Source organism: Halopseudomonas sp. (genome assembly GCF_036960865.1).
GTDB lineage: Bacteria > Pseudomonadota > Gammaproteobacteria > Pseudomonadales > Pseudomonadaceae > Halopseudomonas.
Genome location: NZ_JBALWE010000005.1, coordinates 277282 through 298483 on the forward strand (window position 1 = coordinate 277282; position 21202 = coordinate 298483).

18 protein-coding genes are annotated in these 21202 nt (G+C 60.6%); 4 read left to right on the forward strand and 14 right to left on the reverse strand.

The window, feature by feature from the left end; genetic code table 11:
• Positions 1 to 9 precede the first annotated feature (9 nt).
• From V7747_RS09285 to V7747_RS09345, 13 genes are all read right to left on the reverse strand, one after another.
• A complete protein-coding gene (locus V7747_RS09285; RefSeq protein ID WP_335615756.1) occupies positions 10 to 2757 on the reverse strand; it encodes a response regulator in 2748 nt (915 codons plus the stop codon).
• Between the two features lie 139 nt (positions 2758 to 2896).
• A complete protein-coding gene (gene purD / locus V7747_RS09290; protein ID WP_335615757.1) occupies positions 2897 to 4174 on the reverse strand; it encodes a phosphoribosylamine--glycine ligase in 1278 nt (425 codons plus the stop codon).
• A gap of 108 nt (positions 4175 to 4282) precedes the next feature.
• The gene (gene purH, locus V7747_RS09295; RefSeq protein ID WP_335615758.1) at positions 4283 to 5890 is read right to left on the reverse strand and encodes a bifunctional phosphoribosylaminoimidazolecarboxamide formyltransferase/IMP cyclohydrolase; all 1608 of its coding nucleotides are present in this window, start codon (positions 5888 to 5890) and stop codon (positions 4283 to 4285) included.
• A gap of 78 nt (positions 5891 to 5968) precedes the next feature.
• Positions 5969 to 6295, reverse strand: a complete 327-nt coding sequence (gene fis / locus V7747_RS09300; protein ID WP_092285260.1) for a DNA-binding transcriptional regulator Fis — start codon at positions 6293 to 6295, stop codon at positions 5969 to 5971.
• Positions 6292 to 7284, reverse strand: a complete 993-nt coding sequence (dusB, locus tag V7747_RS09305) for a tRNA dihydrouridine synthase DusB (RefSeq protein ID WP_335615816.1) — start codon at positions 7282 to 7284, stop codon at positions 6292 to 6294. The genes fis and dusB overlap by 4 nt, the downstream gene beginning before the upstream one ends.
• Before the next feature lie 219 nt (positions 7285 to 7503).
• Positions 7504 to 8826 (reverse strand): zinc-ribbon and DUF3426 domain-containing protein, encoded by a 1323-nt coding sequence (locus V7747_RS09310; RefSeq protein ID WP_335615759.1) that lies wholly within the window; start codon positions 8824 to 8826, stop codon positions 7504 to 7506.
• Positions 8827 to 8894: 68 nt separating this feature from the next.
• Entirely contained in the window at positions 8895 to 9776 is an 882-nt protein-coding gene (gene prmA, locus V7747_RS09315) for a 50S ribosomal protein L11 methyltransferase (protein ID WP_335615760.1), read from the reverse strand.
• Positions 9777 to 9988: 212 nt separating this feature from the next.
• Entirely contained in the window at positions 9989 to 10462 is a 474-nt protein-coding gene (locus V7747_RS09320) for a hypothetical protein (RefSeq protein WP_335615761.1), read from the reverse strand.
• A 140-nt stretch (positions 10463 to 10602) separates the two neighbouring features.
• Complete coding sequence (gene accC, locus V7747_RS09325) at positions 10603 to 11946, reverse strand: acetyl-CoA carboxylase biotin carboxylase subunit (protein WP_335615762.1); 1344 nt, start codon at positions 11944 to 11946, stop codon at positions 10603 to 10605.
• A gap of 19 nt (positions 11947 to 11965) precedes the next feature.
• Complete coding sequence (gene accB / locus V7747_RS09330) at positions 11966 to 12421, reverse strand: acetyl-CoA carboxylase biotin carboxyl carrier protein (protein ID WP_335615763.1); 456 nt, start codon at positions 12419 to 12421, stop codon at positions 11966 to 11968.
• Between the two features lie 34 nt (positions 12422 to 12455).
• On the reverse strand, positions 12456 to 12899 hold the full coding sequence (gene aroQ, locus V7747_RS09335; RefSeq protein WP_335615764.1) for a type II 3-dehydroquinate dehydratase: 444 nt from the start codon (positions 12897 to 12899) through the stop codon (positions 12456 to 12458).
• Between the two features lie 127 nt (positions 12900 to 13026).
• A complete protein-coding gene (gene dsbD, locus V7747_RS09340) occupies positions 13027 to 14883 on the reverse strand; it encodes a protein-disulfide reductase DsbD (RefSeq protein WP_335615765.1) in 1857 nt (618 codons plus the stop codon).
• An 88-nt stretch (positions 14884 to 14971) separates the two neighbouring features.
• The gene (locus V7747_RS09345) at positions 14972 to 16939 is read right to left on the reverse strand and encodes a methyl-accepting chemotaxis protein (RefSeq protein ID WP_335615766.1); all 1968 of its coding nucleotides are present in this window, start codon (positions 16937 to 16939) and stop codon (positions 14972 to 14974) included.
• A 169-nt stretch (positions 16940 to 17108) separates the two neighbouring features.
• Here V7747_RS09345 and V7747_RS09350 point away from each other — a divergent pair, with 169 nt between their 5' ends.
• Genes V7747_RS09350 through dinF form a run of 4 tightly spaced genes read left to right on the forward strand, consistent with a single transcriptional unit; the run spans position 17109 to position 20342 of the window.
• Positions 17109 to 18074: a DUF2333 family protein gene (locus V7747_RS09350; RefSeq protein WP_335615767.1), complete on the forward strand. Its 966-nt coding sequence runs from the start codon at positions 17109 to 17111 to the stop codon at positions 18072 to 18074.
• A 3-nt stretch (positions 18075 to 18077) separates the two neighbouring features.
• Positions 18078 to 18614, forward strand: a complete 537-nt coding sequence (locus V7747_RS09355; protein WP_335615768.1) for an NUDIX hydrolase — start codon at positions 18078 to 18080, stop codon at positions 18612 to 18614.
• Positions 18615 to 18617: 3 nt separating this feature from the next.
• Positions 18618 to 18986: a translation initiation factor Sui1 gene (locus V7747_RS09360; RefSeq protein WP_335615769.1), complete on the forward strand. Its 369-nt coding sequence runs from the start codon at positions 18618 to 18620 to the stop codon at positions 18984 to 18986.
• A gap of 3 nt (positions 18987 to 18989) precedes the next feature.
• A complete protein-coding gene (gene dinF / locus V7747_RS09365; RefSeq protein ID WP_335615770.1) occupies positions 18990 to 20342 on the forward strand; it encodes an MATE family efflux transporter DinF in 1353 nt (450 codons plus the stop codon).
• Here dinF and V7747_RS09370 read toward each other — a convergent pair whose 3' ends face one another.
• Positions 20343 to 21131: a methyltransferase domain-containing protein gene (locus V7747_RS09370; protein WP_335615771.1), complete on the reverse strand. Its 789-nt coding sequence runs from the start codon at positions 21129 to 21131 to the stop codon at positions 20343 to 20345.
• Between the last annotated feature and the right edge of the window lie 71 nt (positions 21132 to 21202).

The window sequence follows — 21202 nt, forward strand, 5'->3', positions numbered from 1 at the left end:
CGGTGCTGGTCAGGGCAGACTAACGCGGTTGCCGGCTTTTTGGTCGCGCCAGTGCTGCACTTGCTCGCGTAGCTGGTTCAGCTCAACGGGCTTGGCCATATGCCCATTCATGCCGACCTTGCGTGCCCGCTCACGGTGTTCCGGCAATATATGGGCGGTCAGCGCAATGATGGGTACGGCCTGGGTGCCGCTGTGTGCCTCCCAAGCGCGGATCTGTTCCGCTGCGGTAAACCCATCCATTTCCGGCATTTCGCAATCCATCAGCACCAGGTCAAACTGCTCCTGCTGCACCGCCTCCAGGGCGCGCTTGCCGTTATCAACACTACTAACGGCTACCTTGAGCTTGGCCAGCATGCCTCGGATAACCTTGGTCGAGATGGCATTGTCCTCGGCCACCAGCACGCGAAAGTCGTCGCTGTCGGATGATGTTGGTGCGGATAACTCAGACTCGACTGCGACTTCCGCGTTTTCATTGCGCACTTGGTTCCACTCGTCGATCAGAGTCGTGCGCAGGGTGTAGCCGGCAACTGGCTTGCTGAGAATGCGGCGAATGCCAGCATTGCGCGCAATAACGCGGCTAGGTACCTGATTGATACCGGTCAGCATGATGATTAGCAGGTCGCTGGATAGGACCGGATCATCCTTGATCCGGCTGGCCAGCTCGACGCCGCTCATGCCTGGCATCGACTGATCAAGCAACAGGATATCGAAGGGGCTGCCAAGGTTGGCTTGCGTGCGGAGCATGGCAAGCGCTTCTCGGCCACCGGCTGCACATTGCGTGCGCATACCCCATGCAGCTGCCTGTTGTTGCAGAACCTTGCGGCAGGTGGCGTTGTCATCGACGATCAGCACGTTGCGATCCTGCAGGCAGCGGCCGCTGGTGTCGGCGACGTTGCTGTTATCCAGGTTAGTGGCGGGCAGCGTGAACCAGATGGTTGTGCCTTTGTCGCTGCCGTACTTGACGCCTAGCTGTCCCTGCATCATGACCACCAGTTGGCGTGCGATGACGAGTGGCAGATGGCCGTCACTGTCGGTGTGTTCCAGCAGACGTGTGGTACTCAGGTTGCTGCTGAGCAGGCTGTCGCGTGCTTCCTGCGGCATGCCGCCGCCGGTATCCTGAATGGCGAAGCGCAGTTGCTGGCTACCGTTCTTGCGGTCGAGGCCTACTACCAGCACCACTTCACCTTCGTCGGTGTACTGCAACGCGTTCGCCAGCAGGTTCATCAGAATCTGCCGTAGTCGGGTGGGGTCGCCCTGCAGGGTGCGCGCGACATCGGGATGCACAAAGCCAATCAATTCGACACCCTGGCTTTCTGCGCGGGCGCGGTAAATGTCCATGCAGTCATTGATCAGCGCGTGCAGGTCGAACTGCACCTTTTCCAGCACCAGTTGGCCTGACTCCAGGCGCGACACGTCGAGGATCTCGTTGATCAGATTAAGCAGGTCATTACCTGAACCATGGATGGTCTGCACGTAGTCACGTTGTTTGGCAGACAGTGCGGTATCGAGCAGCAGCTCGCTCATCCCCAGCACACCGTTCATCGGAGTGCGTATCTCATGGCTGATTCGGGCGAGAAACTCTGCCTTGGCTCGTTGTTCGGCATGCGCGGTGGCTATGTCCTGGCGCTGGCGGATGCGCGTGCTCAGTCGGCCTTGCAGGCGTCGGTACAGACTCCAGCTGTAGGCGACCAGCGCGCCCCAGAGTAGCGTATCGGCCAGATAGCTACCTGAGGGCAGGCCGCTAAAGTAACGGTCTGCTGCAACGTTGCAGAGCAGCAGCAGGTGGCCTATGCAGAAGGGGCGATTAAAGGCAGTGCCGTTGAGGCGAAAGTACAATGCCAGTCCGAGGCCGAACAGCGGTATGCCGATTCGCAGCAGGTCGGATACCAGGTTGAACTGAGCTGGAAACACGCCGGCGATAGATAGGGTTGCAGCGCTGGCAAGGCTCACCCCAACGATTATTCGGCGATGGCTCTTGAGCGATTGAGCCGGTAGGCGGCTGAGTAGCAGGAGGGCCAGCAGTGGGTAGGCTGTTAGAAACAGCAACTGGGCCAGGTGTCCGTGCAGAGTCAACGGGCTGTTGCCGGCCCAGCTCAGGTTGTCGAGGTTACTGACGGCCAGAATCAGGCTGATAGCACCCAATAACAAGTGGTAGGGGTCGCGCCCAAGGGTGCCTTGCAGTACGCAGTGAAGGCAGAGCGCGAGTAGCAAGCCGATGAGGATCCCCTGCACGCTCTGTTGCAAATCGTGTTGCATGGCAGCGCTACGCACGTCAACTACGTTGATACGAGTGCTTAAGGGGTAATCGTTTTGCAGGCGTACCAGCAGCGTCGCACTGTTAGTGGGCAGCTTGGCAAGTGGCAGGGCGAAGCCGCGGTAGGGTAGGGGGCGGTCCGCTGCGGGTGCGCTGGCACCGGTCTGGTACAGCGGTATCGCCGTATGCTGGGTCAGGCGATAAACCGTGAGTTCGGCAATAGCGGGGTTACTTAGGGTGAGCAGCTTGTCCTGAACGTCATCGATAGAGAGTTCAACCCAGAGTACTGCGTTGTTTCCGGGTACGGTCAATGGCGTGTCGGGAGCGGGTATGAAACGGTTGGCATAGCGGTTGGAGAGGATGTCGGCAAGTTCAAGCTGGCCGCCTGGATCAACGAACGTCTTGTAGTCGGGGGCGCCCCTTTCGGCCAGAGTCGTCCAGCTCGTGAGAGTGAAGGCCAGGCCCGTCAGAAGGGCGAGCATCAGCGAGCTAAAGTGCTTCACAATTGGTGTTGTCCTGTCCTTGGGCGGTGATACTGAGGTGCTGCCGTTTCAACCAGAAGCCGCCCCAGTATAGACCAAGGCCGGTACCGCTGAAATGGGCCAGCCGGGACAGCGAACTGTCCCGGCTGGCCCGGTGTTGCTACGTTCTGTCGATGGCTCGATACCCAATATCACTGCGATAGAAGATGCCGTCCCAATGAATTTTCTCGGCCAGACGATAGGCCGCCTGTTGGGCGTCATATACGTCAGCGCCCAGCGCTGTGGCGCAAAGCACACGTCCGCCGCTGGTAACAACCTCGCCGTCGGCCAAGGCCGTCCCGGCATGGAACACTTTGCCATCCGCTGCCTGGGCGTCTTGCAGGCCGCTGATGGGCAGCCCCTTGGCATAGTCGCCGGGGTAGCCACCTGCGGCCAGAACGACACCCAGGCTTGGACGTGGATCCCAGCGGGCTTCGATCTGATCCAGGGTGCCGGCTTCGGCCGCCTCGATCAGCTCAACCAAGCTGGACTGCAGGCGCAGCATGATTGGTTGGGTTTCCGGGTCGCCAAAGCGGCAGTTGAACTCGATAACCTTGGGGTTACCGGCGGTATCGATCATCAGGCCGGCGTAGAGGAAGCCGGTGTAGGTATTGCCCTCGGCAGCCATGCCGCGCACGGTTGGCCAGATGACCTGATCCATCACGCGCTGGTGCACGGCATCCGTCACTACGGGGGCGGGCGAGTAGGCGCCCATGCCGCCGGTATTGGGGCCGGTGTCGGCATCACCGACGCGCTTGTGATCCTGACTGGTGGCCATGGGCAGTACGTGTTCACCATCGACCATGACGATAAAGCTGGCTTCTTCGCCGTCGAGAAACTCCTCGATCACAACGCGGGAACCCGCGTCGCCAAAGGCATTACCGGCCAGCATGTCACGTACCGCATCTTCGGCTTCCTGCAGCGTCATGGCGACTATCACGCCCTTGCCTGCGGCCAGGCCGTCGGCCTTGATGACGATGGGTGCGCCGGTCTGCTGCAGGTAGGCCAGTGCCGGTTCGATTTCGGTAAAGTTCTGGTAGTTCGCCGTGGGGATCCGGTGGCGGGCAAGAAAATCCTTGGTAAAGGCCTTGGAGCCTTCCAGCTGTGCGGCGCCGGCGGTTGGGCCGAAGCAGGGCAGGTTGTTGTCGCGGAAGCGGTCGACCACACCAGCGACCAGCGGGGCCTCTGGGCCGATAATTGTCAAACTGACGTTGTCACGGGCAAAGGCGACCAGCTTGTCCAGCTCCAGCACATCGATGGCGATGTTTTCGCACTTGGCTTCAATAGAGGTGCCGGCATTGCCCGGTGCAACGAATACCTTCTCGACGCGCTCATCTTGCGCCACTTTCCATGCCAGGGCATGCTCACGGCCGCCGCTACCGATGATCAATACGTTCATTTATCTCTCCTTTGGAGAGAGCAGCAAGCCAAAAGCTGCAAGCTACAAGCGGTTTGGCCGGGGCCGATTCCTGCTTGCAGCTTGCAGCTTGTTGCTTGTTGCTCGCTATTAGTGTCTGAAGTGGCGCATACCGGTAAATACCATGGCCATGCCGGCTTCGTCCGCAGCGGCAATTACCTCAGCGTCGCGCATTGAACCACCAGGCTGGATAACTGCGCTGATGCCATTGGCGGCCGCATTGTCGATGCCGTCACGAAACGGGAAAAAGGCATCCGACGCCATGACCGCACCCTGAACCTGTAATCCGGCGTGCTCGGCCTTGATAGCCGCAATGCGTGCAGAGTTGACACGGCTCATCTGGCCGGCGCCGATACCCACGGTCTGTCGCTGGCTGGCGTAGACGATGGCGTTGGACTTGACGAACTTGGCGACCTTCCAGGCAAACACCAGGTCGTGGATTTCCTGCTCGGTCGGGGCGCGCTGCGTGACGACCTTGAGGTCATCGGCGGTGATCATGCCGATATCGCGGCTCTGTACCAGCAGGCCGCCGTTGACGCGCTTGAAGTCCCAGTCGGCAGCGCGCTCACTCGCCCACTCGCCGCATTCGAGCAGACGTACGTTGGCTTTGGCGGCGACCGCTTCGCGGGCGGCAGCACTGATGCGTGGCGCGATGATGACTTCAACAAACTGACGCTCCACGATAGCGGCGGCGGTTTCGCCATCCAGCTCGCGGTTAAAGGCGATAATGCCGCCAAAAGCCGATTCGCTGTCGGTGGCATAGGCCAACTCATAGGCCTGGCGAATACCGCCGTCGGCATCGGGAACGACCGCTACGCCACAGGGGTTGGCGTGCTTGACGATGACGCAGGCCGGCTTGGTAAAGCTTTTTACGCATTCAAGCGCAGCATCGGTATCGGCCACGTTGTTGTACGACAGCGCTTTACCTTGCAGTTGCACGGCGGTGGCGATGCAAGCCTCGGTTGGCGCGGCTTCCTTGTAGAAGGCGGCAGCTTGATGCGGGTTCTCGCCGTAACGCATGTCTTGTACTTTGAGGAACTGGCTGTTGAAGGTGCGCGGGAAAGCGCTGCGCTCTTCGGTGCTCAGGGTATCGCGGCTCTGCTCGATGGTGCCGAGGTAGTTGGCGATCATGCCGTCGTACGCGGCGGTGTGCTCAAATGCCTTGAGCGCCAGGTCAAAGCGCTGGGCGTAAGTCAGGCCGCCGCTTTTGAGCGCTTGCACAATGCCGTTGTAATCACTGGCGTTGACCACGATGGCAACATCCTTGTGGTTCTTGGCAGCGCTGCGGACCATGGTCGGGCCGCCGATGTCGATGTTCTCGATGGCATCAGGCAGGCTGCAGTCGGGCTTGGCCACGGTGGCCGCGAAGGGATACAGGTTGACTACAACCATGTCGATCGGCTGGATGCCGTGTTGCTGCATGACTTCGCCATCGAGTTCGCGGCGACCCAGAATGCCGCCATGAATCTTTGGATGCAGGGTTTTTACGCGACCGTCCATCATCTCTGGAAAACCCGTGTAATCAGCGACCTCAACTGCGGCAATACCCTGCTCGCGGAGTAGCTTGAAGGTACCGCCGGTGGACAGAATTTCAGTACCCAGTGCGCTGAGTTCGCGGGCGAATTCGACAACGCCGGTCTTGTCGGACACGCTGATCAGGGCGCGGCGTACTGGCAGGCGAGTGGTTTGGTCGGTCATCTTGGATCCAGTTTCAAGGTTATGGGTATTCGATGTGCTGTGGCCGGCTGCGGCCAGTCGCCGCAACCGGTTTGTGGGTCAGAGCAGTCCGTACTGTTTGAGCTTCTTGCGTAGTGTCCCACGATTAAGCCCTAGGACTTCCGAGGCACGTGTCTGGTTGCCCTTGACGTAGTTCATGACGCTTTCGAGCAGCGGCGCCTCGACCTCGGACAGCACCATGTTGTAGACGTCGGTGACGTCCTGGCCTTCCAGGTGCTGGAAATAATTTTGCAGCGCTTCTTCTACGCTGTCGCGCAGGGGGCGCGGGTTACGGGCTTCGTCGCTGCCGGTGGCAGGAAGCGTGGATGGACTGCTGTCGCTCACGGTGGGATTTCCGTCAAAAAAGGTAGAGGGTTCGAGGTTCATGCTGCCAGATCTCCTTCCAGCAAGCGGCTGAAATACTGATTGATGGCCAGGTGTTGCTGTTCTGCGCAGGTGATGGCGTTGAAACTGCGGCGGAATTCGCCAGCACCGGGCAGGGTCTGCAGGTACCAGCCCACATGCTTGCGCGCGATGCGCGCGCCGTGTTCATTGCCATAAAACTGGTGCAGGGCCACCAAGTGCTCGCTGAGGATGCCGTGTTGGGTGTTCAAGTCGGGCTCGGGCAGCGTGGTGCCGGTACGTAGATAGTGATCAATTTCGCCGAAAATCCAGGGTCGTCCCTGGGCTGCGCGGCCGATCATCACGGCATCGGCGCCGGTCTGCTGCAATACCTGATGCGCTTTTTGCGGCGTAGTGATGTCGCCATTGGCGATGACCGGGATGCGGATGGCCTGTTTGATCTCGGCAATAGTGTCGTATTCGGCCTGGCCGGTATACAGCTCTGAACGGGTGCGGCCGTGAACGGCCAGTGCCTGGATTCCGCTGGCCTCGGCGATGCGTGCCACGCTTACACCGTTGCGGTTCTGCGGATCCCAGCCGGTGCGGATTTTCAGGGTGACCGGTACCTGCACTGCTGCCACCACGGCTTCAAGGATATCCGCTACCAGGGCTTCATCGCGTAACAGGGCTGAGCCGGCTGCCTTGTTGCAGACTTTTTTGGCGGGGCAACCCATGTTGATATCGATGATCTGCGCGCCAAAGTCCTGATTCATGCGTGCGGCTTCCGCCATCATCTGCGGATCGCCACCGGCAATCTGCACCGAGCGGGGTTCTGGCTCGCCGGTGTGGTTCAGGCGTAGCTGGGATTTGCGGCTATTCCACAGGCGGGTGTCGCTGGTAACCATTTCCGAGACCACCAGTCCGGCGCCCAGGCGACGGCAAAGCTGCCGGAACGGCTGATCGGTAACGCCGGCCATGGGGGCCAGAATGACGGGATTCGGTAGTTGGTAAGGTCCGATGCTGAGCACTGCCAGGTCCATCCCTGTACTATCCGGTCGCTTGCCCGGTTTCTGTTCTGCGGAGTCACTTCTGCGGCGCCGAACGCTTGGCTCAGTCGCAGAAGAAGTGTGAAAAAGGGCGGTAATGATACCTGCAAAGCATGACCGGTTAAAGACTGATCTGGCTGTTTTTTGTACAGCTTTGCATTGACTAATTGGCTGATTGCGTCTAGGCGCAGCACTGCGCTGCGGCGCTCAGGGACTGAGGAAATCGAGGTTGTAACTGGACGCTTGCGGGCCGGGGGCGACCATGCTCAGGGCGATGTGGATCGGGGTTTGTGGCGGCATCAGGTTGCGGCCAGCCAGTTCGCCGCCAAGGTATTCTTCCGGGCGGAAACGTTTCTCGCTGACGCTGTTGCCGCGATTGTCGGTGAACAGCATGCGCACCACCGGGAAAGGTTGTGGGTAGGCGGCGCGGTTGTAGATGATTACGTCGATGGCCACCGCGTTGGGAAATTCCGGATGCGGACGAACCAGCAGGTTGCTGCTGCGTACCTGGCTGATGTCGACCCGCACCGGCAGTTCGCAGCCGGTAACCAGGCAAATGCCTTCCAGTGTGGGGCGCCAGCGTTCGTCGCGCGCCCAGGCTTCGAGGTTGTAGGTGACGATTTGCGTCAACAGCGCGCCGATGGCGAGCAGGCACAGCGGCGTCCATATCCAGTTGTGGCGACGGTGCCGGGCGGGACGCGCGGGTTCATCCAGCAGCAGCGGTTCGTCATCCAGGTCTGGCAGAGTCAGGTTGTCGTCCAGTCTCGGCTCGCTGCGCGATTCGGTGCTCGCGTCCAGCGTATCGTCGAGTTCAGCTTCATCGATCTCGGGTTCGTCTCTGGCGGTGAGGCCAGCTTCCGCATCAGCGTACCCGTCATCATCCGAGATGGCGGCAGGGCGGTCGCGCAGGAAGATGCCGCCGGGGCCGGTGGTGTCCTGTAGCGGCAGCAGACGGGCTGGTGGCGGGGTGGCTTCTGCGGGCGTGTCTGACTCCGGGCCGGAGACAAAAGGCACTGGCTCGCGATGTGGCTGGATATCGCGCGCCGGGGGCGTGGCGATGAAGTCCTCATGCAGGTCAAAGTCGTCAGCGTCCCAGCTGTCGCGCGCGTGTTGCTCTGCCTGATCCGGCGGCTGCGCCGTTTCGGCAAGGCTCATCGGCTGGTCATCAGCCAAGAAATCGTCATCTGTTGCCTTGAGACCGGTCTCGCTCTCCTCTGCACTCAGCGGTTCGTCATCACGGTTTGCCGAAAGTGAAGGGTTAACCTCTTCGACGATGGACTCGTCGAGCCCTAGAGCTTCAAGGTCAAGCTCGTCCAGTTCCAGGTCATCGTGAATCAGCAACTCGCCTGCAGCGTTGTGGCGTTCGATGGGGGTTGGGGCGGGACTGTGCGCCGGGCCGGTATTCAGTGCATTGAATACTTTCAGGCAGGCACCACAACGCACGTTACCGGCTGCGGCACTCAGTTGCTCCTGAGACAGACGGAAGTGGGTCTTGCAGTAGGGACATTGCGTGACCTGCAGTTCGCTCATGGTGTGCCGGTAGTCCTGTGCGCGTATCGGGTTTGAAGGGCTATTTTGCCTACAAGCGGGTCAGACTGTCACTGCTTGCGACGGCCGCTGACTCGAATCCAACCGTCCTGATTGGCGACCGGGTCCAGCTCGAAGTAATCCTGATAGGCGGCGAGAATGTCTTCGGTCTGCTCAGCCAAAATGCCGGACAGGGCGATCAAGCCACCCGGCAATACGAGGCTGGCCAACTGCGGCGCCAGGCTGACCAACGGGCCCGCGAGAATATTGGCGACTACGACTTCGGCCGGTTGCTGTGGCATGTTCTCTGGCAGGTAGAGATCGAAGCGCTGGTCCTCGATGTGGTTGCGCTGCGCGTTGTCGCGCGAGGCCTCTAGAGCCTGTACATCAATATCAGTGCCGACCGCATGCGTTGCACCCAGCAGTAGGGCTGCGATGGCCAGAATGCCGGAACCGCAGCCGAAATCGATCACCTGTTTGCCGTTAAGTTGCTGGCCATCCAGCCATTGCAGGCACAAAGCGGTTGTGGGATGGGTGCCGGTACCGAAGGCCAGGCCGGGGTCGAGCAGCAGGTTGACCGCCTCGGGCTCCGGGGCTGCGTGCCAGCTGGGCACTATCCACAGACGCTCGCCAAAACGCATGGGGTGAAAGTTGTCCATCCAGCTGCGTTCCCAGTCCTGGTCCTCGATCTGCTCCAGCTCGTGTTGCGGCAGCTCACCTTGCCACAGCAGTTGCAGGTGTTGCAGCAGCGCTGGCCCATCGGTATCGGCCTCGAACAGCGCCAGTAGATGGGTATTGGACCACAGCGGCGTGGTGCCCAGATCCGGCTCGAAGATAGGCTGGTCTTCGGCGTCCATGAAGGTGACGGAAACCGCGCCCAATTCCAGTAATTTGTCTTCCAGGCTTTCGGCCTGTTCGGGGGTGATGGCGAGACGGAGTTGCAGCCAGGACATAGGGGGTTCCAATAGATGTGCAGAAGACGCTTGCGCGTCTGGCGCTGAAGCAGGCTCTATTATGGCCGTGTCGGCAGCGGAGAAAAAGAGTCGCATCATGCAATCTGCGGTGTTGCTAAAAACTGCGCAGCTGCGCGATCGGGCCCCGGCCGCCTGACGCGGGCGGGGCGTAGCTGAAACGCTTTATTCGGTACAGTGAAACTTCAGCATGGTCAGCGCACTTGCTGATTGCTTTTCGCGCAGTGACTAAGCCTTTGCTCTGTGCTTGACAGCGCGCGGTGCGCAGCGAGGCAGTTTGCCATGCTGCTCATCGCCTTTACGCCTAACTTTGACTGTTCGTCCACGCGGACCAGATACGCGTGATCGTAGCGCGTGCGATCATACCAGGGCTCGATTTCCTGGCTGCTGGTAACGCATTGATACTGAACCTGGAAGGTAAAGCCCTGGGCTCGGTCCTTGCGCTGAATATGGTGGTAGCTCATCCAGTCACGGTTGCGCTTGCCTTCCTGCACAGCCTCGCGGCATCCGGCCAAGTCGGTGATGTCCGGCTCATGCAAAAAAATGCTTTGCGCTACACTGCTATCGGTCAGGTTGACCGTTGCTAGCAGGTAGACTTTTTCTTCTTCAGGCTGCGCCTGAGCTGACAAAGTGAGTGCCAGCAGTGACAGCAACAATCCCTTGTTCATTTACTACTCCCTTGATGTTCGGCTTTGCCTGCAAGCGCAGGATGGCCGCTAAAAAAAAGCCCGGGTGAGCCCGGGCTTTGGTACTTCAGGCGTCAGGAGGCTTGCCTCGTGCAGCTTTTAGCCTTCCGCCTTGAGCGGGTCTATTTCAAACCCAGCTTATGCTCCAGATAGTGAATGTTCACACCGCCCTTGCAGAATCCCGGGTCGCGTACCAGTTCACGGTGCAAAGGTGTGTTGGTTTTGATGCCGTCGACTACCAGCTCGTCAATCGCGTTGCGCATACGCGCGAGCGCTTCGTCACGGGTCGCCCCGTAGGTGATCAGCTTGCCAACCAGTGAGTCGTAGTACGGTGGAACCTTGTAACCGCTGTACAGGTGTGAATCGACGCGCACGCCGTTGCCACCGGGGGCATGATAGAAAGTCACAGTGCCGGGGCTGGGCATGAAGGTCTTTGGATCTTCGGCGTTGATGCGGCACTCGATGGCATGGCCGCGAATGACAACATCGTCCTGCGTGAAGCTCAGCGGTTGGCCAGAGGCCACCAGAATCTGCTCCTTGACGATGTCGATGCCGGTCACCATTTCCGATACCGGGTGCTCGACCTGTACGCGGGTGTTCATTTCGATGAAATAGAACTCGCCGTTTTCGTACAGAAACTCGAAGGTACCCGCGCCACGGTAGCCCAAGTCGATGCAGGCCTTGACGCAGCGTGCCTGTACTTCTGCGCGCGCTTTCTCGTCGATGCCGGGAGCAGGTGCTTCTTCGATGATCTTCTGATGACGACGCTGCAGCGAGCAGTCACGGTCGCCCAAGTGGATGGCATGACCCTGGCCATCGGATAATACCTGCACTTCCACGTGACGCGGATTTGTGAGGAATTTCTCCAGGTAGACCATGGGGTTGCCGAAAGCAGCGCCGGCCTCGGTGCGGGTCAGCTTGATCGATTTGATCAGGTCAGCCTCATCGTGCACTACGCGCATGCCGCGACCGCCGCCGCCGCCAGCTGCCTTGATGATTACCGGGTAACCAACGCGCTGGCCTATGCGCAAGCACTCTTCGTCATCGTTTTCCGGCAGCGGGCCGTCGGAGCCGGGTACGGTCGGTACGCCGGTCGCTTTCATTGCGGCAATGGCAGACACCTTGTCGCCCATCAGGCGAATCACCTCGGCGCTGGGGCCGATGAAGGTGAAGCCGGAGTTTTCGATCTGCTCGGCAAAATCGGCGTTTTCCGCGAGGAAGCCGTAGCCGGGGTGGATACCATCGGCGCCGGTGACTTCGGCGGCACTGATGATCGCAGGAATGTTCAGGTAGGAGTCAGTTGCACTGGGCGGCCCAATGCAGACGGATTCGTCTGCCATGGCCAGGTGCATCAGCTCTCGGTCGGCGGTGGAGTGCACCGCCACGGTCTTCAACCCCAGTTCCTTGCACGCGCGAATGACGCGCAGCGCAATTTCACCACGGTTGGCTATCAGTACTTTATGCATCGCAGCCTCCGGGCCGGGCTCAGGCGATGCTGAACAGGGGTTGATCGAATTCCACCGGCTGGCCGTTATCCACCAGGATGGCCTGCACCACGCCGCTCTTGTCAGCTTCGATGTGGTTCATCATCTTCATGGCTTCAACGATGCACAGCACGTCGCCGGCTTTAACCGTATGACCTACTTCCACGAAGGACGCGGCAGTCGGTGATGGCGAACGGTAGAAGGTGCCAACCATTGGCGAGCGAACCAGGTGACCGGACGGCTCGGCCGGTGCCGCTTCAGCGGCCGGTGCAGCTGGTGCGGCCGCTGCTGGAGCAGGGGCGGCAGGTGCTGGCTGAGGCGCATAGTATTGCGGTGCAGCGGGCTGCTGACTGTGGCGGCTGATGCGGACGGACTCTTCACCTTCGTGAATTTCCAGCTCGTCGATGCCGGACTCTTCCAGAAGCTCGATTAATTTTTTGACTTTGCGAATATCCATTGATGCGTGCACTCCAGAGCAGGGTTAATCGTATTCAGGGTTGTTCTATTTTGTGTATTGCCGCCCGCAGGGCCAGTTCATAGCCCTGGGCGCCCAACCCGCAAATCACACCTTCGGCAACGTCCGAAAAATAGGAGTGATGGCGGAAAGGTTCGCGTTTATACACGTTGGATAAGTGAACTTCGATGAATGGGATGCTCACCGCGAGCAATGCGTCACGTATTGCGACGCTGGTGTGAGTAAAAGCAGCGGGATTGATCAGGATAAAATCGATGGCTTCATCGCCAGCAGCATGAATGCGCTCGATCAGTTCGTGTTCGGCGTTGCTTTGCAGGCTAAGCAGATGATGGCCGTGCTGGCTGGCGAACTCGCGCAGATGCTGGTTGATCTGTTCGAGCGTGGTGGCGCCGTAGACGCCGGGCTCGCGGCTGCCAAGACGGTTTAGATTGGGTCCATGCAGGACCAGTATGCTGGCCATTTTACTTATATTCCGTTGCTGAATCCGTGTGACCAAGCGGTCAGTGCTTTAGGCGGCAGTTTGCCGGATTCGGATTGGACTGTCCACAACCTGAAGGTTAGCACCAAATGCCGTCATGATGCCTGCATTAAGGCGTTAAATTGCCATTAGCTGCCTGCTGCAGGATACGCTGGAAGTGGGTCTTGTCCACTTCGCCCTGAATGCGCAGATTGCGCAGCTCCCGGCCATCACCTCGGTAGAACAGATAGGCCGGTGGGCCGAATAACTGATGTTGGGTGAGCCAGGCGCGCTGCGCCGGAGTATTGCCGGTTAGATCGAGTTTGATTCGCGCATGGCCCGCCAATGCCTCGCGTACGTCAGGTTGGCTGAGGATTTCCCGTTCCATGACTTTACAGCTGATGCACCAGTCGGCGTACACGTCGATGATCGCCGGCTGCTGTTGGCGTGCGGCGCTTTGCAGAGCCAGATCGACTTGTGCAGGGTCAGTAAGGGTGGTGAAGCCGGCGCCTGGCTGGGTGGCACTGTCGCGAGAGGCGCTGAAGGGCTGCAGCGGGCGCAACGGGTCTTCCGCGCCGGCCAGGGCGCCGAACAGGGCGGCACTGGCATAAAGTGCAATCAGTACTGCGAGGGTGCGCCGCAGGTAATTGCCGTGATCGGCGCTGAACAGCCCGATACGTACCGCCAGGCCGGCTGCCAGTGCAGCCCAGAGCGCGAGGCTGAGCGGGCCTGGCAGCAGGCGTTCGAGCAGCCAGATGGCGACCGCCAGCAGGCCAAAACCGAACAAGTGCTTGACGGTAGTCAACCATGGGCCGGAGCGTGGCAGCAGAGTGCTGCCGAACAGCGCAACCAATAACAGCGGGACGCCCATGCCCAAGCCGAGAGCAAAGAGTTTCAAACCACCGCCAAAAGCATCGCCGGTGGTGCTGATGTAGACCAGTGCGCCTGCCAGCGGGGCGGAAATGCAGGGCGACACTACCAGGGTAGAGAGCACGCCCATGCTGGCTGCACCGGCCACTGAGCCACCTTCTGTGCGCTGATTCAGGCGCTCCAGCGGTTCGCGTAGAAAGCGCGGCAGAGTGAGGTCAAAGTGACCGAACATCGCCAGCGCAAACAGCGCAAAGAACACGGCGAAAGAGCCCAGAACCCAGGGCGATTGCAGGCGTGCCTGAATGTTCAGTGCGGCGCCAAAGCTGCCGATGAGCGCGCCGACAACGGCCAGGGTGATTGCCATGCCGAGTACATAGGCCAGCGCCAAAGCCAGCGCCCGGCCGCGCCCGATGGCGCTACGGCCCAGTACCAGACTGGACAGAATTGGCAGCATCGGCAAGACGCAAGGAGTGAAGGTAAGGCCCAGGCCAGCGACGAAAAATAGCAGCAGGGCAAGGGCGCCAGTTTGGGTTGTCAGCGACAGGTCGCTCGACTCTTGGGCTGCTACGGCCGGCTTTGTGTTTGCGCTGGCTTGAGCATTGGCGTCGCTAAGGGGCAGGTTGACCACCTCTGGCGGGTAGCAGAGGCCGGCGTCGGCGCACCCCTGAAATCCCACGCTCAGGCTGCTGGCACCGACGGCCAGGTCACTGACATCCAAGGTGACCTGTAACTGGTTGTAATACACCTCGACGTCGCCAAAATACTCATCGGTTTTGTGTTTGCCCTCGGGAAGCTGCGGGCTCAGCGGCAGCTTGTTTTCGCCCTGCAGCGTGAAGTGCAGGCGATGGCGGTAAAGATAGTAGCCTGGGGCGATATCGAAAATGACGATGATCTGCTGGTCATTGGCCTCCAGCAGACCGGGGCGAAAGGCCTCGTGCACCGGCAGAAAGTCGGCCTGATTGCTGCTGCCTTGCATAAGCCCGGTGAGTGAGGAGCCGTTTGCGCTGGTAGTGCTCGGAAAGGCGGCATGTGCGCTGCCTGCCAGCAGCAGGCTCAGCAAGATGAAAAAACGGAACAGTCGCATCGCGCACCCGGCCAGTTGAGGGATAGCCATCATAAAGGCTGCTCGGGTCGGGCGAAAGGGTCGCCTGGGCCTCACGGCTGGGGCAATCGTTGCTGAATCCTTCCGTGCCCTGACTTGAAATTCAGACCTGGAATGCCGAAACCGCTGAGAGCAGGTCGCCGCTGCGTTGGCTGATCTGCTGCGTGTGGGCCCGAGTCTGCGCGACCATACCGAGGTTCTCTTCGGTCAGTTGGTGAATCTGCTGGCTGTTTTCTCGGATGGTTCGGACCTGGCAGGACTGGGTATCGGTGTGCGTGGCGATATGTTCGGCCAGCTCGGTGATGCGCACTATGGCGCTGACAATACCGCTCAAGGCAGCGTCTGCACGCAGGCCCTGTTCGGCAGTGTGCTGCGCATGCCGCACCTGCTCGTTCATTTGCTCGGCCGATTGCCGCGCGACCTGTTGTAGGCTTTCAATCAGACGGCGGATTTCCTGGGTCGAGCCGGCGGTGCGCTGCGCCAGCTGCCTTACCTCGTCAGCAACGACAGCGAAGCCGCGCCCGGCCTCGCCGGCACGTGCTGCCTCAATTGCGGCATTGAGCGCGAGCAGGTTGGTTTGCTCGGCAATGCCCTGAATGACCTGCAGCACGCCGCCAATAGTGTCGGACTCGCTGACCATGCGATCAATGGTGCGAGCAGTGATCTCTACCTCGCTCACCAGCTGTTGCATCTGCGCGATGGTGCCGCCGATGACCTGCTGCCCGTCGCGCACTTCGCGGTTGGCCGTGCGCGCCAGCTCGGCGCTTTCGCCGGCGCTGGTCGCTACCAGGCGTACTGCTTCTTCCATGCCACCGATGTCCTGATTGATCGCCTGAGTATCGCGTTGCTGTTGTGCGGCGCGATCGTGGGTGGCGGCGGAGAGCTGGCCCAGTTGCTGGCTGGTGTCGCTGAGCGCCTCGGCCTGCTGGTTGATGGTAGCCACCAGTTCGATCAGATAGTTGCGCAGCTGATTGGCCGACTGCTCCAGTTGCACCAGCTCGCGGGTATTGCTGTGGGTGCGGACTGCACTGCGGAAGTCGCCGCTGGCGTAGGTGCTCAGGGTGGGGGCGAAATGGCTGATGGCGTTGGCAATAGAGCGTTGAATGCGGTCGATCAGCAGGGCGATCAGAATAATCAGAGCAATGATCGCCAACTGCACGTTGCGCACTTGATGGGTGATGCTGTCACGCTCGGCGGTCAGGGCCGGACGAATCAGGTCGGCGCCCTGTTGCAGATCGTTGGTGCGCGCTACCGTAATGCTCTCCAGGCGCGCGCGCTCGGCAATCAGCTCGCCGGTACGCTGCAGCTCCGCCGGGTAGCGCGATAACAGTGATTGCAGGGCGCGCTTGTAATCTTCGCCGGGATCTGACTCGGTTGCTTGCTCGCTACTTTCTACGCCCAGCAGGGCGGCGAAGGGGTCTTCAGCGCTGTCGGCTGAACTGACTACGCCCAGCAAAGGCAGCTGCTGCAGGGCCTGGGCGTCCTGCTGTGCGGTCTTGATCAGGCGTGTGAGGTTCTCCATCAATGCCGGGTCGTTCTGGGTGAACAGCCGCGCGCGCGCCATGCTGATGCGCAGCAGGTCCTGCTGCAGGCTGTCGAGCCGGGCGATGTACTGTAATGCGTTGCGATTGCCTTGTTCGGCACTGGCGTTGGCGTACTCGGTAAGGTTGCCCAGCTCGGCCATCAGCTCGCGCTCGGATTGCACCAGCAGGGCCTGCGGGTCGCCGGCCAGCTTGCCGACCGCCAGCAAGTCACCACTGACGAAGCCGGTGAAATCCTGTAAGGGTTGTTCCAGCGGTTGGCGAATATCTGTGGGCAGACGTTGCAGGTTGTCGGCCAGCTCGGCGGCCGTATTCTGCGCCTGCTGGTGGCGCAGGGCATCGCCGCTGAGACGGTAGGCTTCGGTGTCGCGCTGCAGACTTTGCACCTGAGCAACTATATTCAGGTAGGTGTCCATCAGCGCGTAAGGCGTCTTTAATGCATGTTGAGACCACCAGAGGCTGGCGCCGAGCGCGATGCCGACCGCGACCAGCAGGCTGGTATTGAACAGTGTGAGTGTTTTCAGGCGCATGGCAAACCCGCGGAGGTGGAGGTGGTAGAACGATGGCGCCAGCATAATGTCAGTTGTGTTACAGCTTGATGAAAGATGGCCATGTGCCTGCTCTGGCGCGGGATCAGGTTGGTATTGAGTAGGGTGCCCCGTGATATGCTGAGCGACGAACTGAAACAGGAGTGCAGAGATGAGATTCGGAAAGCGCGCGGATTCTGCTGGCGGCAGCAGCATGGAAGGCTCCATGGTAGGCAGGATCACCCTGGGTGTGGTGCTGGTCTATCTGTTGATCTGTCTGGTCGTGGGGTGGTACTGGAGTCGTGAGCCTGATCTCTCGCCGCTGGTGGTGCGCGCCGATGATAGGGAGATGGTGTCTGGCGAATACACTGCGCGTACCCTGCACTCATTGATGGGCGAGCTGCTCAACAAGCCTGGTGGCTACTTGAGCAACGATGTGGCACCGCCCGGTTTGTGGCTCGACAACATGCCCAGCTGGGAATTTGGCGCCCTGGTTCAGGTTCGCGACATGAGTCGGGCGCTGCGCCGTGATATGGCGCGCTCGCAGTCCCAGTCGAAGGAAGACGTGAACCTCGCCAAGGCCGAGCCGCTGTTCAGTACCAATAACAACCGCTGGATGTTTCCCTCGAGCGAAAGCGAGTATCAGCATGGTATGCAGGAGCTCGACAAGTACATCACCCGACTGCAGGGCGGCGATGCCTACTTCTATGCCCGTGCCGACAACCTGGCCAGTTGGGTAGGTGATGTGAGCACGCGGCTGGGTTCGCTGTCGCAACGTTTGTCTGCCAGTGTGGGCCGCGCGCCTCTGGTCGAAGGGGGCAAACTGGGGTCGACCACGCCCTGGCTGGAAATCGATGATGTCTTTTACGAAGCGCGGGGCACCTCATGGGCGCTAGTGCACCTGTTACGTGCGGTTGAGCATGACTTCAACGATGTTTTGGTGAAGAAGAACGCGCTGGTCAGCGTGCAGCAAATTATCCGTGACCTGGAAGCCACCCAGGAAACCCTGTGGAGTCCGATGGTTCTCAACGGCGGCGGTTTCGGCATGCTCGCCAACCACTCGCTGGTGATGGCCAACTACCTGTCCCGTGCTAACGCGGCGATGATCGACCTGCGTCGGTTGCTTGAACAGGGCTAGGCAGTGGATAAAACGGCAATCGAGGCATACCTGGCGGCGTCTGCGGCCGAACAGGTCATACATGTGGATGAACACGACGAGCCGCTTGGCGTAGTGCCGCGTGGCCAGGCTCAGGTAGACGGTTTGATTACCCGTTGTACCTTCATCTTTGTTTTCAACTCCCGTGGCGAGCTGTGCCTGCATCAGCGTACCGACCACAAGCGGTTGTACCCCGGATTCTGGGATGCTGCCGCTGGCGGGGTGGTAGGGGCTGGCGAAAGCTATCAGCAGGGCGCCGAGCGCGAGCTGGCTGAAGAGCTGGGTGTGGTGGGCGTGCCATTGACCGAGCATCTGCGCTTCTATTTTGAATCGGAAGACAGCCGCCTCTGGGCTGCGGTATTCAGCTGCTGCTGGGACGGGCCACTGCAACTGCAGCCCGAAGAGGTTCAGGCGGTGCGTTGGATTGATCCACGCGGCGACTGGCAGCGCGCGGATGAACAGTACGCGCCGGATTCGCAGGACGCTCTGAAGCGCCTGTTGCAACAGCTGGATGTGAAATAAGGCATGGCAAAGAAAAATGGTCTTGAGGCCCTGGGTGGCCTGGTTTATTCAACCGACAGTGGGCGTATGTGTCCCGATTGCAGCCAGCCGGTAGCGCAGTGCCGCTGTGCTGAGCAGGCGATACCTGAAGGCGACGGCATTGTGCGAGTGCGCCGTGAAACCAAGGGGCGTGGCGGCAAGACCGTGACCAGTGTGAGCGGCGTGCTGCTGGGTGTGGAAGAACTGAAAGCCTTGGCCAAACGTTTGAAGAACCGCTGCGGTTGCGGCGGCTCGGTCAAGGATGGCGTTATCGAGATCCAGGGCGACAAGGCCGAGTTGCTCTGCGAGTTGCTGACCGCCGAGGGTTACAAGACCAAGCGCGCCGGCGGCTAGGCGGTGGCTGCAGGCAGCGAACTGCTGCAGCTCTGGCGCGACACGCCGACCCACAAGCGAGTGTGGGCCATCGCACTGCCGATGATTCTGTCCAACATCAGCGTGCCGCTGGTAGGGCTGGTCGACACGGCGGTGATCGGCCACCTGGATGGCGCGCATTTTCTCGGCGGCGTGGCGGTGGGCAGCACGCTCTTTACCTTCATTCTCTGGGCAGCCGGTTTCCTGCGTATGGGCACGACCGGCTTTGCCGCTCAGGCCTGCGGTGCCGACGACGGTACCGCGCTGCGCCGAGTACTGTTGCAACCGCTATGGCTGGCGCTGCTGATCTCGGTGCTGGTCTGGTCATTACAAACCCCCTTGTTGAATCTGGGCCTGCATCTGCTGGACAGTAGTCAGGCGCTGTTGGATCAGGCTCGCCTGTACGTCGGTATCCGCCTCTACAGTCTGCCTGCGGCCCTGGCCAATTTTGTGCTGATTGGCTGGTTTATTGGTGCGCAGAACAGCCGCGCGCCCTTTATCCTGCTGCTGGCGGTCAATCTCTGCAACGTGGCTTTGGACCTGCTGCTGGTAGTAGGGCTGGAATGGGGAGTGGCGGGCGCAGCCTGGGCCACGGTGATCAGCGATTATCTGGGCCTGTTGTTGGGGTTGGCGTTGTTGCGGCCGATACTGCGGCGTTATCCGGGGCGCACCGACTGGCTGCGGGCCTTTTTGCTGCGTGGCGCGGCGCCCCTGATCCGGGTAAATCGCGATATTCTGATTCGTACGTTGGCGTTGGAGTCGGTGTTCTATCTGCTGGTGGTTCAGGGGGCGCGTCTGGGTGACGAGGTGGTGGCGGCCAATGCGGTATTGCTCAACTTCCTGTTGCTTACCTCCCACGGGCTGGATGGTTTGGCGCATGCGCTGGAAGCCTTGGGTGGGCATGCGCTGGGGCGGCAGGACAAGCAGGCGCTGCGCAAGGTACTGGTGGTATCAACGCTATGGTCGTTACTGCTGAGTTGCGGTTTCGTACTGGTATTTCTGCTGGGCGGCAACGCGATTATCGCCCTGCTGACCGATCTGCCGGAGGTGCGTCAGCAGGCTGGCACCTATCTGCCCTGGATGGCAGTGATGCCGCTGGCTGCGGTCTGGAGTTATCTGCTCGACGGGTTGTTTATCGGCGCGTCCCGCGCACGCGCAATGCGTAACGCCATGCTGGCCGCGCTGCTGTTATATCTGCCCCTGGCCTGGAGCCTGCAGTCCTTTGGCAATCACGGAGTGTGGCTGGGCTTTCTCTGCTTTATGCTGCTGCGCTCGCTACTGCTGGGCGGCTGGTTTGTGCATCTATGGCGTGCGGACCGCTGGATGGCGCCGCGCTGACTAGGGCTGCCCACTAAGCGCTGGCGTCAGCCACCAATGCAGATACCGCCCCAGGTGCTGATAGGCCGGGTGCTGGCTATAGCGCAGTTCGTACTCGATCAGATCATCCAGGCTGCTGTTGCTGCAGAAGGGCTCGGGCATGTAATCGTAGAACACGCGCACACCGCTGGTGGCGCGGCAGTCCAGTCCGGCGAGGATGCTCCACTGCATCACCTCTCGCGGATCCAGCGGCTGTTGCGGTGTCAGGCCGCTCTTGCCTTGCCCCGACAGCGGCTTTTTGCGCAGCTTCTTGAACTGTCCCTTGACCAGATTCTTGTAGATCAGTGCGTCGCGATTGTAGAACGCCAGCGACAGCGCGCCGCCGGGTTGTACCAGTGCTTTCAGCTGCTGCAGCGCCGTCGCCGGGTCAGCCAGCCACTCGAGTACTGCATGACAGACCACCAGGTCGTATTGCTCGCCGCGTGCAGCGAGTTCCTGCAACGGCGCCTGCAGGAACTGCACCGGGAGGGCCGGAGCGCTTTCCTCGATCCGTTGGCGGGCGATGTCCAACATGGCCTGTGCAGGTTCGGCTACGGTTAGCTGGTGGCCAAGCCCGGCCAGCCAGGTGCTGATCTGACCCAGCCCGGCACCAATGTCCAGAATGCGCAGCGGCGTGGCTGATGACGTTAGCGCCGGCAGCCATTGTTGCAGGTCGCGCTGCAGCACCGCCAGGCGGATGGCACCCTTGGGGCTGTCGTAGATACGCTGGGCGAAGCGTGCTCCCAGGTGATCAAAGTAGCGGTCAGTCATACTGGATTCCGGTGGCAGGTGGCTAGCGTCAGGCTGACCGACAGACATAAAAAAAGCCAGCTTGTGGCCGG

Excerpts from the sequence above, each read along its gene's own strand:
- purD (WP_335615757.1), bottom strand. The coding sequence starts at position 4,174 with ATGAACGTATTGATCATCGGTAGCGGCGGCCGTGAGCATGCCCTGGCA.
- purH (WP_335615758.1), bottom strand. The coding sequence starts at position 5,890 with ATGACCGACCAAACCACTCGCCTGCCAGTACGCCGCGCCCTGATCAGC.
- fis (WP_092285260.1), bottom strand. The coding sequence starts at position 6,295 with ATGAACCTCGAACCCTCTACCTTTTTTGACGGAAATCCCACCGTGAGC.
- V7747_RS09310 (WP_335615759.1), bottom strand. The coding sequence starts at position 8,826 with ATGAGCGAACTGCAGGTCACGCAATGTCCCTACTGCAAGACCCACTTC.
- prmA (WP_335615760.1), bottom strand. The coding sequence starts at position 9,776 with ATGTCCTGGCTGCAACTCCGTCTCGCCATCACCCCCGAACAGGCCGAA.
- V7747_RS09320 (WP_335615761.1), bottom strand. The coding sequence starts at position 10,462 with ATGAACAAGGGATTGTTGCTGTCACTGCTGGCACTCACTTTGTCAGCT.
- accC (WP_335615762.1), bottom strand. The coding sequence starts at position 11,946 with ATGCATAAAGTACTGATAGCCAACCGTGGTGAAATTGCGCTGCGCGTC.
- accB (WP_335615763.1), bottom strand. The coding sequence starts at position 12,421 with ATGGATATTCGCAAAGTCAAAAAATTAATCGAGCTTCTGGAAGAGTCC.
- aroQ (WP_335615764.1), bottom strand. The coding sequence starts at position 12,899 with ATGGCCAGCATACTGGTCCTGCATGGACCCAATCTAAACCGTCTTGGC.
- dsbD (WP_335615765.1), bottom strand. The coding sequence starts at position 14,883 with ATGATGGCTATCCCTCAACTGGCCGGGTGCGCGATGCGACTGTTCCGT.
- V7747_RS09345 (WP_335615766.1), bottom strand. The coding sequence starts at position 16,939 with ATGCGCCTGAAAACACTCACACTGTTCAATACCAGCCTGCTGGTCGCG.
- V7747_RS09350 (WP_335615767.1), top strand. The coding sequence starts at position 17,109 with ATGAGATTCGGAAAGCGCGCGGATTCTGCTGGCGGCAGCAGCATGGAA.
- V7747_RS09360 (WP_335615769.1), top strand. The coding sequence starts at position 18,618 with ATGGCAAAGAAAAATGGTCTTGAGGCCCTGGGTGGCCTGGTTTATTCA.
- V7747_RS09370 (WP_335615771.1), bottom strand. The coding sequence starts at position 21,131 with ATGACTGACCGCTACTTTGATCACCTGGGAGCACGCTTCGCCCAGCGT.